This window comes from Streptomyces sp. S4.7 (assembly GCF_010384365.1).
GTDB lineage: Bacteria > Actinomycetota > Actinomycetes > Streptomycetales > Streptomycetaceae > Streptomyces.
Window position 1 is genome coordinate 872972 of sequence record NZ_CP048397.1, and the last position, 14815, is coordinate 887786.

General features: G+C 72.3%; 7 protein-coding genes. 6 read left to right on the forward strand and 1 reads right to left on the reverse strand.

Annotation, left to right across the window (positions count from 1 at the left end):
• Positions 1-17: 17 nt before the first annotated feature.
• Positions 18-2033, reverse strand: a complete 2016-nt coding sequence (locus tag SSPS47_RS03810; RefSeq protein ID WP_164248722.1) for an AMP-binding protein — start codon at positions 2031-2033, stop codon at positions 18-20.
• Between the two features lie 363 nt (positions 2034-2396).
• Here SSPS47_RS03810 and SSPS47_RS03815 point away from each other — a divergent pair, with 363 nt between their 5' ends.
• The 6 genes from SSPS47_RS03815 to SSPS47_RS03840 all read left to right on the forward strand — a co-directional run bounded on the left by SSPS47_RS03815 (position 2397) and on the right by SSPS47_RS03840 (position 14746).
• Positions 2397-3122, forward strand: a complete 726-nt coding sequence (locus tag SSPS47_RS03815; protein WP_239064765.1) for an alpha/beta fold hydrolase — start codon at positions 2397-2399, stop codon at positions 3120-3122.
• On the forward strand, positions 3119-6250 hold the full coding sequence (locus SSPS47_RS03820; protein WP_164248726.1) for a condensation domain-containing protein: 3132 nt from the start codon (positions 3119-3121) through the stop codon (positions 6248-6250). The genes SSPS47_RS03815 and SSPS47_RS03820 overlap by 4 nt, the downstream gene beginning before the upstream one ends.
• 67 nt (positions 6251-6317) lie before the next feature.
• Entirely contained in the window at positions 6318-6518 is a 201-nt protein-coding gene (locus SSPS47_RS03825) for an MbtH family NRPS accessory protein (protein ID WP_164248735.1), read from the forward strand.
• 33 nt (positions 6519-6551) lie between these two features.
• Complete coding sequence (locus SSPS47_RS03830) at positions 6552-11003, forward strand: non-ribosomal peptide synthetase (RefSeq protein WP_164248737.1); 4452 nt, start codon at positions 6552-6554, stop codon at positions 11001-11003.
• Between the two features lie 70 nt (positions 11004-11073).
• The gene (gene gntD, locus SSPS47_RS03835; RefSeq protein WP_147878635.1) at positions 11074-12078 is read left to right on the forward strand and encodes a guanitoxin biosynthesis L-enduracididine beta-hydroxylase GntD; all 1005 of its coding nucleotides are present in this window, start codon (positions 11074-11076) and stop codon (positions 12076-12078) included.
• Positions 12079-12166: 88 nt separating this feature from the next.
• Positions 12167-14746 carry an amino acid adenylation domain-containing protein gene (locus SSPS47_RS03840; protein WP_164248739.1) on the forward strand — a complete coding sequence of 860 codons (2580 nt, stop codon included), beginning with the start codon at positions 12167-12169 and terminating at the stop codon, positions 14744-14746.
• The last annotated feature ends 69 nt before the right edge of the window (positions 14747-14815 follow it).

Genomic DNA, 14815 nt, shown 5'->3' on the forward strand with positions numbered 1-14815 from the left:
GGGTGTGGGTGTCGGCCTCACTCGTGGGACATCAGGGTCTTGACCCGTTCCAGTGCGTCGGCGGGGGGTACTCCGTCGTCGGCCCAGCGCTGGGCCAGGCGTGCGGTCAGTTCGCGGGGCGACTGGGCGCGGAGTACGTCTTCGACACGTACGGGGAGGGTGAGGGCGTCCTCGACCACCGCGGCGATCTCGGCGGCGCGCAGGGAGTCCCCTCCCATGGCGCTGAGGGTCTCGTCGGGTCCGCAGGAGGGGACCTGGCAGACGGCGGCGAAGATGGAGGAGAGGAAGAGGGTGATGAGTTCCGCTTCCTCGGCGGTGGCGGTGGCCGGTGTGGCGGTGACGGTGGTGCCGGCGAGTTCGCCCGCGAGGTGGCGGGTGCGGGCCAGGGAGTGCTGGATCTTCCCGCTGGTGGTGCGGGGGATGCTGCGGGGCGGGCAGAGGACCACGGTGTGCACGCGGACTCCGGTGGCGGTGAGGACGCGGGTCCGGATGTCGGCGGCGACGGCGGCAGGGTCGTGGTCCTTGCCGACGACCTCCACGGCGATGACGACCTCTTCGTCGGGGCCGCTGAAGGCGGCTGCGGTGGGACGTACGGCGGGGTTGTCCTCCGCTGCGGCCGAACAGAGGTCGTGGGCGTGGTGGTTGACCCCGTTCTGGATGAGGACGTCCTTGCGGCGGCCGGTGACGGTGAGGTGTCCGGCGCGCTGCCGGCCGAGGTCGCCGGTGCGCAGGTGGCGGGTGCCGTCGAGGAGGCCGAAGAGTTCGCTTTCGGGGGTGCCGGTGCTGTTCCAGTAGCCGTCGCTGATGCTGGGGCCGCTGATCCAGATCTCGCCCTCGGCGCCGTCGGGGACGGGCGTGCCGGTGTCGGGGTCGACCAGGGCGAGGGTGTGTCCGTCGATGACGGGGCCGCAGTCGACACGGCCGTCCTCGTCGACGCTGTCGTGGGCGGTCCAGTGGCGTCCGGTGACGATGAGGGTGGCCTCGGCCAGTCCGTAGCAGGGCAGGAACGCCTCGGGGCGGAAGCCGTGGGCGGCGAAGCGTTCGGTGAACCGGTGGAGCGTCGCGGGGCGGATCGGCTCCGCGCCGTTGAACGCGAGGCGCCAGGTGCTCAGGTCTAGTCCGGTGAGGTCACCGGTGGCGGCGCGCCGGTCGCAGAGGTCGTAGGCGAAATTCGGACCGCCGGTGTGGGTGATGCCGAGTTCGCTGATCTGCCGTAGCCAGGAGAGCGGGCTCTTGAGGAAATGTACGGGTGACATCAATCGGACCGGAAATGCGCCGTGGACGGGCGTGAGTATGAATCCGATGAGCCCCATGTCGTGATAGGGCGGCAGCCAGGATACGACTCGCGCGGTTTCGTCGAGCTGGAACACCTCGGTTATCGCCTTGATGTTGGCGAGAAGATTCCGGTGTTGCAGTACAACGCCTTTGGGCTGTCCGGTGCTGCCCGAGGTGTACTGGATGAGAGCGGTGTCCTCGGGGACCGCGGCGGTGCGCAACAACTCGGCCAGGACGTCGGGATCGGGGCTCCCGGATACGGTCCGGCCGCCGTTCTCCGTGCCGTTCCCGTCGCCCTTCTCCGCGCTGTTCTCCTCGGTGGTGTCTTCGAGTGTGAGGACCCGCGGGAGGTCCTCGGGGCGCAGGCCCGAGGTGAACAGTCCGAGCACCAGCGGGTCGGCCAGCAGCGTGGTGGCGCGGGAGTCGTCGAGGATCCGGGTGAAGCGGGCCGTGATGCGGTCGGTGGAGCCGAAGAGCGGCGGATAGGCGGGAACAGCGGGCACGCCGGCGAGCAGGCAGGCCCAGACGGCGACGACGAAGTCCAGGCCGGGCGGGTAGAGCAGCAGGGCGGGGCCGTTCTGTCCGCCGTCGGCTCGCAGTCGCGCCGCCGTCCTGGTGGCCCGGTTCAGCAACTCCCCGTAAGTGAGGCTGTCCACTCGCCCGTCGTCGTGCAGGTACTCGTATGCCGTCTGCTCGCCGCGGGTCGCGGCGTGCCCGACGAGGGTGTGCACGAGTGTGGGGCGAGCGGGGCTCGGCATCGGCGGACTCCATTCCCTCGGCCGCGGGCGGCCCGGTCGGATCGACGTATCAGGGAGAGTGCGGGGCTTGTCGGCGGCACGGCGTGAAGGGGACACACGTCGGCGCCGATGCAATTAAAAGCGTGCTGTCTCTCACTCGGCTCTCAGTTCCTTATCGCTCGCCTCTCAGGCCGGTACGGGGTCATTGAGCGCCCTCGGATGAAACTGGTAGAGATAGGATTCCGCACTGCGATCCGGTCGGTGATTCCCCGACCCGGCGGTGTCGATCCAGCACATTCTCGTGTTCTACGTTCGCCATCTCCGATGGAGGTAGATGTGCGCCCGACCCGACTGAGTTCCCGTTGGTTCAGATCATTCGGTGAAGTGGCCGATCCGGTCAGCGAGGTGGTGTGCTTTCCGCATGCCGGGGGCAGTTCCGCGGTGTTCCGGAGCTGGCACCGTTACACCTCGGCGCTGAAGGTCACCGCGGTGCAGCTGCCGGGCCGGGAAGTGCGGCTCGGGGAGCCGCCGTTCCAGGAGATGACCGCGCTCGTCGACGCGCTGGCGCCCGCGCTGAAGCCGCTGACCCGCCGGCCGTACGCGTTCTACGGGCACAGCATGGGGGCACTGGTCGCCTTCGAGGTGCTGCGACGGTTCGTGTCACTTGAACTGCCGCTGCCCGTCGCGCTGTTCGTGTCGGGGCGGGACGCCCCGCAGTACGCGGACCAGGAGCAGGTGCACCATCTGCCGGACGCGGAGCTGCTGGAGCGGTTGCGGGCCTGGGAGGGGATGGAGCCCCAGGAGCTTTCGCAGTACGAGGAGTTGGTGGCACTGATGCTGCCGACCATCCGGGCCGATCTGACCCTGGCGGAGACCTACGGATATGTGCCGGGGCCGCCGGTGCCGGTGCCGGTGCGGGTGCTGCGCGGTACGCGTGACCCGCTGGTGCGGCCCGGGGACGCGGGCTGGGCCCGGCAGACCTCTGAGGACTGTTCGGTACACGACTTCGACGGAGGTCATTTCTTCGTGCAGGACCACGAGAGGAGCGTCGTGACCTTCATCGAGTCGGCACTCGGTGCATCAGCCGCGAGGGAGGCGGGAACCCAGTGAGCAGTTCCTCGTACGCGGGTGGTGTCGGCAGCGGCGAGTCCCGCGACTACAGCGACTACTTCGTGCTGCCGGCCGCGCCGGCGCAGCGCAGCCTCTGGTTCGTCTGCCAGCTGAACCCGCCGAGCAATGCGGCGTACAACGTGGTGAGCGCGGTGCGGCTGACCGGCGATCTGGACGTCGTGCTGCTCCAGCAGGCGGTCAACGCGGTGGTGGCGCGGCACGAGAGCCTGCGCACCGGGGTCGGCCTGGTCGACGGTGATCCGCATCAACTGGTCCTGCCGGAGGCGCTGGTGTCGCTGCCGGTGGTCGACTGCTCGGCCCTGTCGCCGGAGGCGGCCGGGGCGCAGGTGCAGCGGCTGGCCCGGGAGCAGGCGGCGCTGCCGTTCGCGCTGGACGCGCCGCCGCTACTGCGGCTGGTCCTGGTGCGCGAGGCACCGCGCAGGCACACCATGATCGTGACGATCCATCACCTGGTGTGCGACAGCTGGTCGATGGATGTGTTCTACGGCGATCTCGCGGACGCCTACCGGGGGTTGCGGGAGCGCGGCCGGTCCGGATTCGGCGAACTGCCGATTCAGTACGCCGACTATGTCGGCTGGCTGGACGAGCAGTTGGCCGGCGAGCGGATGGACCGGATGGTCGCCCACTGGCAGGAGGCGCTGGCGGGTACGACGCCGCTGGAGCTGCCGGTGGACCGTCCCCGGGACCAGGGGCGCGGCGGGGACGGCGGCCGGGTGGAGGAGCGCCTGGACGGTCCGGCGACGGCCGCGCTGGAGGAGCTGGCCAAGCGGTCCGGCGGGACTCTGTTCATGGTGCTGCTCACCGGTTTCATGACGACGCTGGCCCGTGTGACGGGCCAGGAGGACGTGGTGGTGGGCACGCCGGTGGCTGGGCGGCACCATCCGGACGCGGAGCGGCTGGTCGGGTTCTTCGCGAACACCCTCGTGCTGCGGGCCCGGTTGCCGCTGCGCGGCGGGTTCGAGTCGGCGGCCGGGGTGGTACGCGATGCCTGTTTGGGCGCGTTCTCGCACGACCGGATGCCGTTCGACCGGCTCGTGCAGGAGATCCGGCAGACCCGGGCGCTGGACCGCAATCCGCTGTTCGACGTGATGTTCTCGATGCCGAACACGCCCGCGGCTGAGGTACGGCTGCCCGGCCTGACCATGGCGCCGGTGGAACTGACCGGTACGGCGGCCAAGTTCGACCTGTGGCTGACGGTGCTGCCGGACGGGGACGGGCTGCGGCTCCAACTGGACTACGACCGGGGTCTGTACGACGAGGCGACGGCGGCACGCATCGTGGAGCTGCACCGGCTGGTGCTGGCGGACGCGCTGCGGGACCCGGCGGTCCCCGTGGGGGCGCTGCCCCTGGCGGCGGCCCCGGACGCGCTCACGACGGAGGCGGAGGCGGGGGCGAGTGCGGCCGCCGCGCCGGCCACGACCGGGCCGCCGGCCGCGGTCACGGTGCCGGGGCTGCTGGCGGAGCGCGGCGCCGACGACGTGGTGCTGTCATCGGCCGACGCCGTGCTGACGCTGGGTGAGTTGCGCGAGTGGTCGGCGGATCTGGCCGGCCGGCTGCGGGCGGAGGGGATCGCCGGGCCCGGAATGCGGGTGACCACTCCCCCGGTGCCTTCGGCGGCGCTGATCGCGGTGCTGCTGGCGGCGTTCGAGGTCGGCGCGGTGCCGGCGTACGGACAGCGGCACGACCGGGCGGGTGCGTTCGTCCGGCGGGCCGAGGAGGAGCCGGGTGGCTGGCTGATCACCACCGGGCCGCGGTTCGACCCGGTGGCGGACGGCGGCCCGCCGGGGCCCGACGCGCCTGCCTGGTGGTCCGGTGACGGGGGGTCGGACGGGTCCGGGGCGACGCTGTCGCACGGGGCGCTGGCCGCCGCTCTGGCCGGTGTCGCCGACCGGCTGTCGGTGTCGGCGGAGGACGATGTGCTGCTGCTCGACGGCGGCGCCCCGCCGTCCCTGGTGGACCTGTTGATGCCGCTGGCCCACGCCCGCAGCCTGATGCTGTCGGGGGCGCAGGTGGCACCGGCCGGGCCGCCCGCCGCGTTCGTACTCGCCGATCCGCCGACCTGGCGGCGGGTGCTGACCGAGGGCTGGGAGCCGCCGCCCGGTGCCCGGCTGGTGTGTGTGGGCGAGGTGCTCGCCCCCGATCTGGTGGACATGCTGACGCGGACCGGCGGCACGGTGTTCCTGGGCCGCCCCGGCCCGCAGCCGATGGCGGTGCCGGCCGCGCTGGCCCCGCTGGACGAGCGGCGGGCGCGCAGGCTGGGGCCGCCGCCGGCCGGAGTGGTGCGGAGCCTGCTGGACGTACGGGGCGCGCCGGTGTCCGACGGCCTGGTCGGCGAGTTGTACGTCGCCGACCAGGCGGGTGTCGCCGTACCGGTGGGTCTGCGGTGCCGGCGGGCCCGGGACGGGGCCCTGGAGGCGGTCGGGCCCGGCGAGGGCCGGCTGTTCGTCGGGGACCGCGCCGTACCCGGGGCGGCCGTCGAGCGGGTGCTCGCCGGTTTCCCGGGGGTAGGGGCCGCAGCGGTGACCACCGATGCCGGCGGGGGCCGGCTGATCGCCTGGCTGGTGCCGGACGGCACCGTCGCGGCCGGCACCGAACAGGAGCGTGAGAGGTTCGCGGCCGACATCCGCGGCCGGGCCCGCTCCGCGCTGCCCGGCTACCGGGTCCCGGCGGTCTTCGGGGTACTGGACGAACTGCCCGTGGGCCCCGGTGGGGAGCCGGACCGGGGGGCGCTGCCGGCGCCGCCGGAGCAGGCCCCGCGCGACGCGGTGGCGCAGGTGCCGCCCCGCAACGGCGTGGAGCGCCGGGTCCTGGCGATCTTCCAGAACGTCCTGGGGCTGTCGGTGGTGGGAGTGCACTCCGACTTCTTCGGGCTCGGCGGACACTCCCTGCTCGCCGCGAAACTACTGAGCCGCGTCCGGGCCGAGTTCGGCCTCCAGGTTCCGGTGCGCGACTTCTTCCGGCTGCCGACCCCGGCCGGACTGGCCGCGGCCATCGAGGAACTCGAACGGGCCCGCGACCGCAGGCCCACCTCCGACGAGGCGCTGCTGGCCCAGCTCGCCGGGATGTCCGACGACGAGATCGACCAGCTCCTGCGCCATCTGAACTGACCGCGGGACATCCGGACCGCGGGACATGCGAACCGACCGACCACCCGACACACCACGAGGAGCCCTCATGGGTATCGACGACGCCGACACCGTCTTCCAGGTCGTCACCAACGAGCAGGACCAGTACTCGATCTGGTTCGCCGACCGGGCGGTGCCCACGGGCTGGGCCGCGAACGGTCCGGCCGGCACGAAGCAGGAATGCCTCAAGCACATCGAGCGGGTGTGGACCGACATGCGTCCTCGTTCGGTCCGCGAACGCTCCGCCTGATCGCATCCGACAGCTAGGACGGGAGTCCACCGAATGAGCGGGCAGCAAGAGATCAGTTCCCTGACGTCCGACGAGAAGCGCGCGCTCCTGGCGGGCCTCCTGGACGCATCCGCCAACGTCACCAGCAATCTCACCCTGGAACAGCGCCGTCTGTGGCTGCTGATCCAGCTGGACGAGAAGCGGCCCTGGCAGACCAGCGTCGCGGTCCGGCTGACCGGCCGGACGGACCCGGCCGTGCTCCAGCAGGCACTGTCGGCGAGTGTGCAGCGCCACGAGGTGCTGCGTACCACCTTCCGTACGGTGGACGGCCACCCGATGGCCACCGTCAGGCCGGTGGCGTCACTGCGGCTTCCGGTGGTCCAGGTGGACCCGGACCGGCTCGACGCCGAACTGGCCCGGATCGCGGCCTCCGAGACCCGCCGCCGGTTCGATCTGTCGCAGGGTCCGCTGGTGCGGGCGAGCCTGCTGCGGCTCGGCGAGGACGACCACGTACTGCTTCTGACGGTGCATCAGCTGGTCGCCGACCGGCGCTCGGTGCGGCTGCTCACCGACGAGGTCCTCTCCGGGTACGCGAACCTGCTCGGCGGGAGCGCGGAGGTCACCGCCCTCGCGGCCGAGCCGGAGGCCCTCGCCGCCGCCCAGCGCGCCTGGCTGGCCGGTGACGACGCCGAGAAGGACATCGAGTACTGGCGCGCCCGTACGGCGGGCCTGAGCACCCTGGAACTGCCCACGGACCGGCCGCGGCCGCCGGTGAAGACCATCGACGCCGACGTGGTGACGGTGGCGGTACCGACAAAACTGCGCGCCGAGCTGGACGCGTTCACGGCCGGCACCGGCCACAGGCTGTCCCGCGTGCTGCTCGCCGGGTACACGGCGGTGCTCTCCCGGCACGCCCAGCAGCAGGGGTTCGCGGTCGGCGTACCCGTACCGCCGTCCTGGCAGGACGGCGCCGGCGAACTGGTCGGCCCGCTGGAGAACACCCTGCCGGTGCGCTTCGACCTGGACGCCGGCGAGACGCTGACCGGGCTGCTGCGGCGGACCGATTCGTCCCTGGACGAGGCACTGGCGCACGGCCGGCTGCCGTTCGAGCAGATCGTGGAGGCGGCGCAGCCCGCCCGCGACCTCAGCCACACGCCGCTGTTCCAGGCCCTGTTCGGCTTCGAGGAGGAGTGGAGCAGCCGTGAGCTGCCGGGCGCCGTCGCCAGTCCGGTGAACCTGCCGGTCACCTGGACCCCGCACGACCTCGACCTGTTCGCGGTCCGCCGCGACGGGGAGCTGTCGCTGCGCGCGCAGTTCAACACGGCGCTGTTCGACCGCGACACGGCCGAGCGGCTGCTGGACCGGCTGCTGCTGCTCCTGAAGTCCGCGGTCGCCGAACCGGACCGCCCGCTGGCGGACTTCTCGCTGCTCTCCGGCCCGGACCAGGAGCGGCTCGCCGCGTGGAACGCGACCGGCACCGAGCACGCCGGGCCGCGACTGCTGCACGAGCTGGTCGGGGAGGCCGCTGCGGCCAACCCGGACACCCTGGCGCTGACCTCCGGCGCGGCGGAGCTGACATACGCCTCGCTGGAGCTGCGGGCCGAGGCGCTGGCCGCGCGGCTCGCCGGTCTCGGCGCGGGCCCGGAGACCCTGGTCGGCGTACTGGCCGACCGGTCGGTGCACACCATGGTCGCGCTGCTGGGCGTGCTGAAGTCGGGCGGCGCGTACGTGCCGCTGGACCCGTCGTACCCGGCGGACCGGATCGCGTCGATCGCCGAGGACGCGGGGATCTCCCTGGTCGTCGGTGCCCAGGGGGCGCTGGACGGGTTCGCCGGCAAGCTGCCGGGGCTGGAGGGGGTGGCGGTGCCGACCGCCGATCCCGAGGGCCCGGTGACCCGGCCCGCCGTGGCGGTCGCGCCGGACAGCCTGGCGTACGTCATCTACACCTCCGGGTCCACCGGCCGCCCGAAGGGTGTGGCGGTGGAGCACCGGCAGATCGTGCACTCCACGCTGGCCCGTTCGGTCATCGAGGCCCCGGGGCTGCCGGAGCGCTATCTGGTGCTGGCCCCGTTCACCTTCGACGCCTCGGGCGGCGGTCTGTACTGGACGCTGCGCCGCGGTGGCACCGTCGTCGTGCCCGACGAGAGGGAGGTGCTCGACCCCCGGCTGCTCGGCGCGCTGATCCGCGCCAAGGAGGTCACCCACGTCGACGGTGTGCCCTCGCAGTACGCGGTGCTGCTGGACGCCGAATCGGAGGCGTTCCCCTCGGTGCGGACGACCGTGCTGGCCGGTGAGGTGCTGCCGCCCGGTCTGGTCGAGGCGCACCACCGGCGCTCGCCGGAGGTGGCGCTGTTCAACGAGTACGGTCCGACCGAGGCGACCGTCTGGGCGTCGGTGCACGCGGTGACCAAGCAGGACGCGGCGGCCGGCCGGGTGCCGATCGGCCACCCGATCCCCAACACCCGTCTGCACCTGCTGGACAAGCGGCTGAGCCCGGTGCCGCCCGGCGTGCCCGGCGAGCTGTACATCGGCGGCGGCGGCGTGGTCCGCGGTTACGTCAGCCGGCCGGGGATGACGGCGGGGAGCTTCCTGCCCGACCCGTTCTCCGACGAGCCGGGAGCGCGTCTGTACCGGACCGGGGACCTCGCCCGCTACCGGCAGGACGGCAGCGTCGAGTTCCTGGGACGCGCCGACACCCAGGTCAAGATCCGCGGTTTCCGGATCGAGCTGACCGAGATCGAGAACGTCCTGCGCCGGCACCCGCTGGTCGCCGAGACCGCGGTGATCGCGCGGGAGGACCAGCCGGGCGTGCAGCGCCTGGTGGCGTACGTGGTCCCGGTCGTCGGACGCGTGCTGACCAAGGAAGCCCTGATCAAGCACGTACTGGCGGCGGTGCCCGACTACATGGTGCCGGGCGCGTTCGTGACGCTGGAGCGGATACCGCTCACCCCGAACGGCAAGGTGGACACCGCGTCACTTCCCGCCCCCGACCTCGGCATCGAGGACTTCGTGGAGCCGGGGACCCAGTTGGAGGCGGAGATCGCGGAGACCTTCTGCTCTCTGCTGGGCGTGCCCGCGGTCAGTGCGGTGGCCGACTTCTTCGAACTCGGCGGGAACTCCCTGCTGGTGGCGCGGCTGACCGCGCAGCTGGCCCGCACGCACGACGTGACCCTGCCGGTGGAGCAGATCTTCCGGGTGCCCACGGTGGCCGGCGTCGCCGCGGCGATCGAGGAGGACCGACGGCAGCGGGACAACGTGGACAGCGAGGTCCTGTACGCGCAGCAACTGGAGGAGCTGCACGAGGAGGTCCGGCTGCCCGAGGAGATCACTCCCGGGGACCTGCCGCACTCCGAGTGGTTCAACCCGCGCCACGCGCTGGTCACCGGTGCCACCGGTTATCTGGGCGCGTTCCTCGTGGTGGAGCTGATCAAGAGCACCGAGGCCCTCGTGCACTGCCTGGTCCGGGCGGAGAGCGAGGACGCGGCCTGGGAGCGCATGGAGCAGACCCTGCGCACCTACCACGCGTGGGACGAGTCGTACCGCTCCCGGATGCGCATGGTCATCGGTGACCTGGCCAAGCCGCGGCTCGGTCTGAGCCCGGAGGAGTTCACGGCCTGCGCGTCCCGGATCGACGTGATCTACCACAGCGGCGCGGTGGTCAACTTCACCTACCCGTACGAGGCGGCCCGCCCGGCCAACGTCGAGGGCACCAAGGAGGTGCTGCGGCTGGCCACGACGCAGACGCTGAAGTCGGTCCACTTCATCTCCAGCGTGGACGTGTTCATGGGCAGCGGCGCGGAGCGGCCGTTCACCGAGGAGGACCTGGACAGCGGGCCGATCCGGATTCCGACCGGCTACCCGCGCAGCAAGTGGCTGGCCGAGAAGATCATGTACATCGCCCGCGACCGGGGCATCCCGCTGACCGTGCAGCGCCCGTGGATGATCACGGGCCACGCCGAGACCGGTGCCTCGCACCACACCGACTACCTGTACGTGTACCTGCGGGGCTTCCTGGACCTCGGGGTGCTGCCGCTCTACAACGACGTCATCAACGCGGTGCCGGTGGACTTCACGGCGCAGGCCGTCGTCTACACCTCGCTCCGCGAGGAGAACTTCGGGAAGAACTTCAACATCACCAACCCGGCGCCCACCACGATGCAGCAGTGCTACCAGTGGCTGCGGTCGTTCGGCTACAACCTCGACGTCATCGACGAGGAGGACGCCAGGCAGCGGGCGCTGGACGTCGGCGAGGACCACATCCTCTTCCCGATGACCCCGCTGCTGCGGGTGGCCACGATGCGGCACGCCGCGCTCGACCCGGAGCTGCAGAAGCAGATCAACCCGATGGACGAGTGCCGGGTACTGACGGAGGCCCTCGAAGGTTCGGGCATCGCCTGCCCGCCGGTGGCCGAGGAGTGGGCGCACTCCTGCTTCCGGTTCCTGGTGGAAGGCGGATACCTGCCCGACCCCGAGACCTTCGTCGCGAAGCAGGACATCGCCAACTGACGTCAGGACAAGGAGAACTCGTGAACACACGAGGACGCTTCCATACGGATCGTCGGGGAGTTGGGCGCCGATGATCCGGTACGTGGACCTCGACGCGGCCGAAGGAGCCGCTCTGGACACGCTCACCCGCTCGGTCCTTCGGGACCACGGGGCGAGCAGCGCCCCTGCCCTGCTGGACGACCTGTCCGTGCAGGCCCACCGGCTGCCACCGCGTCTGATCCGGGAGCTGCGGGAGTTCCGGCACGCGGAGACGGCCTCCTGCCTGGTCGTTCGGGGCCTTCCGGTGGACGACAGCCGGCTCGGACCGACCCCGCTGGACTGGCGGGAGCCACCCAGGGAACCGGAGTCCGCGGTGCATGAGGTGGCCCTCATGCTGGCGACCGCGCACCTCGGGGACCTGTTCGGCTGGTCGACCCTTCAGAACGGACGGCTGGTGCACGACGTGCTGCCGGTCCCCGCGCACGAGAACGACCAGAGCGGTCACGGCACGGTGGAGCTGGCCTGGCACACCGAGGACGGCTTCCACCCGTACCGCTGCGACTATCTGCTGCTGCTGGGACTGCGGAACCATGACGCGGTTCCCACGGTGGTGGCCGGGGTGGACGAGGTGACGCTGACCGACGAGCAGCGGGAGGTGCTCGGCCAGCCTCGGTTCCTGATCCTTCCGGACACCGAGCACCTCAGGCACGCGCGGAAGCTCACCGAGAACCGGGGCAGCCTCCACGCGGTGCAGCGGATGCAGGACGATCCGGAGCCTTGCGCCGTGCTGTTCGGGCATCCGGACCGGCCGTACCTGCGGATCGACCCGGCGTTCATGTCGCCGCTGCCGGGCGATCAGGAGGCCGCGGCGGCGCTGACCGCGCTGGCCGGGGAGCTGCAACGGAACCTGACCGAGGTCGCGCTGGCCCCCGGTGACCTGCTGGTGATCGACAACTACCGGGCGGTGCACGGCAGGAGCGCGTTCAAGGCCCGGTTCGACGGGACGGACCGCTGGCTCAAGAAGGCGGTCGTCACCCGGGACCTGCGCAAGTCGCGGGCCCACCGGGAGACCCCGGCGGAGCGCGTACTGCTCTGACGGGCCGTGGGAGCACACAGAAGCGGCCGGACACCCGTCCGGCCGCTTCACCACGACACCACAACCGCGCTACAGGAGGCAGCGAGTCATGTCCGCATCCGTGCCCGTGTCCGTTCCCGCAGCCGGCCCGGCGGCTGTTCCCCTGCCCGTTCCCGCGGGGGTTGCGGCGGACGGCCGCTCCTGTCTCACCACCGGGACCTGGTTGGTCGACGGCCGGCCGGACCTGCGGGCGCTGCGGGCGCGGGTCGCGGCCCGGGTTCCGGAGGTCCCGCTCACCGTGCACGACCTGGTGACCGGCGGGGCGGACGGTACGGAGTGGGGCGAGCTGGTCCGGGAGGAGGCCGCCGCCGCCGAGGTGGAACCGGGGCCGGCCCGGGTGCTGTTGGCCCGGCTCGGTGCGGAAAGGTTCCTTCTGGTGGTGGTCACCGAGGATCCGCTGCCCCCGGCGGCGGTGCTGCGGTGGCTGCTGACGGACGACACCCCGTTCCCGGCGGCCGGGGACGCACCGGAGGGTCCGTTCGCGGACCCCGCCGGGGCGGGGAGCTCCGGCGCCGGGGACTCGGCGCCGGAGCCGCCGGCCTTCCTGGGCAACGGCCGGGCATCCGGGAACGCGCGGACCCTGCGGGTCCCGGCCCGCCCGGCCGTCGCACGGCTGCGGGCCACCGGAGTGACCGCCGAGGCGGCTCTGGCCGCCGCCGTCGCGCTGCTCCTGGTGCGCTGCGGCGGCTCGCCGGGGACGGCGCTGGTCGTCGCGTCCGACAGCCCCGTGGCGATCGCGCCGGGGGTGACCGAGACCGAGTCGGGCGCCGCGGCCCTGTGGCGGGCCGGGGAGGCGGTCGCCTCCGGTGTCCCGGTCCCACCGGGGTTCCGCGCGGCGCTGGCGCTGGCCGCCGGCGGCGAACCGGAGCCGGAGCGGATCGGCGCGTACACCGCGCTGCCGGTCCGGGTACCGGACGCGGTCGCGCACCACGGAATGCTGGTCCTGCTGGAGGGCGACCGGCTGCGCGTGGACCACGACACGGGTCTGTACGAGGAGACGGCCGTCGCCACCTTCGTACAGCGCCTGCTCGCCGTGCTGGACGGGCTGCTCGACGACCGGCCGGTGCACGCGATCGACGGTGTCACCGCGCCGGAGCGGACCGCGCTCGACGGCTGGTCGCGCGGCGCCGAGCGGTCCATTCCCGGAAGCTGCCTGCACACCCTGGTCGAGGAACACGCCGCACGGACCCCGGACGCGCCGGCCGTGCTGTGCGGGGACACCGAACTGACCTACCGTCAACTGGACGAGGACGCCAACCGGGTGGCCCGGCAGCTCCGCGCCGCCGGGGTCGGTCCCGGCCGGCTCGTCGCCCTGCTCACCGAGCGCGCCGCCTGGTCGGTGACCGCGATGCTCGGCGCCCTGAAGGCGGGCGCCGCGTACGTCCCGATCGAGCCGACGTACCCGCCCGAGCGGATCCGGCACATCCTGGCCGACTCGGGGGCCGTGGCGCTCCTGGCCCGCCGGCGGCCTAAATTCTCCGTCCCGGTGCCGGTACTTCCGGCCGAGGGGGCCGTCGGGCTGCCCGGCACCTCCCCCGGTGTTCCGGTCACGCCCGGCGATCTGGCGTACGTCATCTACACCTCCGGCTCCACCGGCGAGCCGAAGGGCATCGGGGTGCACCACCGGGCGATCGTCGCCTCCACGGCGGCCCGCGCGGTGGCCGGCCCGCCGCCCGGCCGGGACCTCGTGCTGCCGCCGCTGTGCTTCGACGGGGCGGCGGGCGGCATGTTCTGGGCGCTCACGAGCGGCGGCGCGGTGGTGCTGCCGACCGAGACCGAGGCGCACGACCCCATGGCTCTGCGGAAACTGCTGGAGGCCGCGGCCGTCACACACATCCACGCGGTGCCCTCGCACTACCGGATCGTGCTCCAGGTCGCGGACCGGAGCGTGCTGAGCCGCTTCTCGATGGTCGCCGTGGGTGGGGAACCACTCAGCCCGGACATCGTCGCCGAGCATCTGCGCCTGTGTCCGGACGCGCCGCTGTTCAACGACTACGGGCCCACCGAGTGTTCGGTTTGGGCCACCACGCACCGCTGCGGCCCCGCCGAGGCGGCCGGTGCGGCCATCCCGATCGGACGTCCGGTGCCCGGCTACCGGGCATATGTACTGGACACCCGGCTACGGCCCGTACCGCCCAAAGTGCCCGGCGAGATCCACCTGGGCGGTCCCGGCGTGGCTCATGGCTACCACCGGCGGGCGGCGCTGACCGCGGAGCGGTTCCTGCCGGATCCGTTCGAGCCCGGCGGGCGCCTCTACCGGACCGGGGACCGCGGGTGGTGGGGCGAGGACGGCCGGCTGCGCATTCTCGGCAGGGTGGATCACCAGGTCAAAGTACGCGGGTTCCGGATCGAACTCGGCGAGGTCGAGGCGGCGGTCCGCAGGCACCCCGCGGTGACCGATTGCGCGGTGCTGCTGCGCCGGGAGGAGGCGGGGGAACGGCTGATCGCGTTCGTGGTGCTGGGAGCCGGGGCGACGGTCTCGGAGTTGCGCGAGAAAATAGCCGAGACCCTTCCCGGGCCGATGCGTCCCGATCACATCACCGAGCTGCCGGAACTGCCGAGAACGCCAGGTGGAAAGGTCGACTCACTGGCCCTGCGCACGATGACGATTTCAGGCCAACGAGCATAGTTGGCGGCCGATCGATGCCTCGCCGATAGCCGCCTCCACGGGACCGATCTATTCAAGCCAGTCCGCATT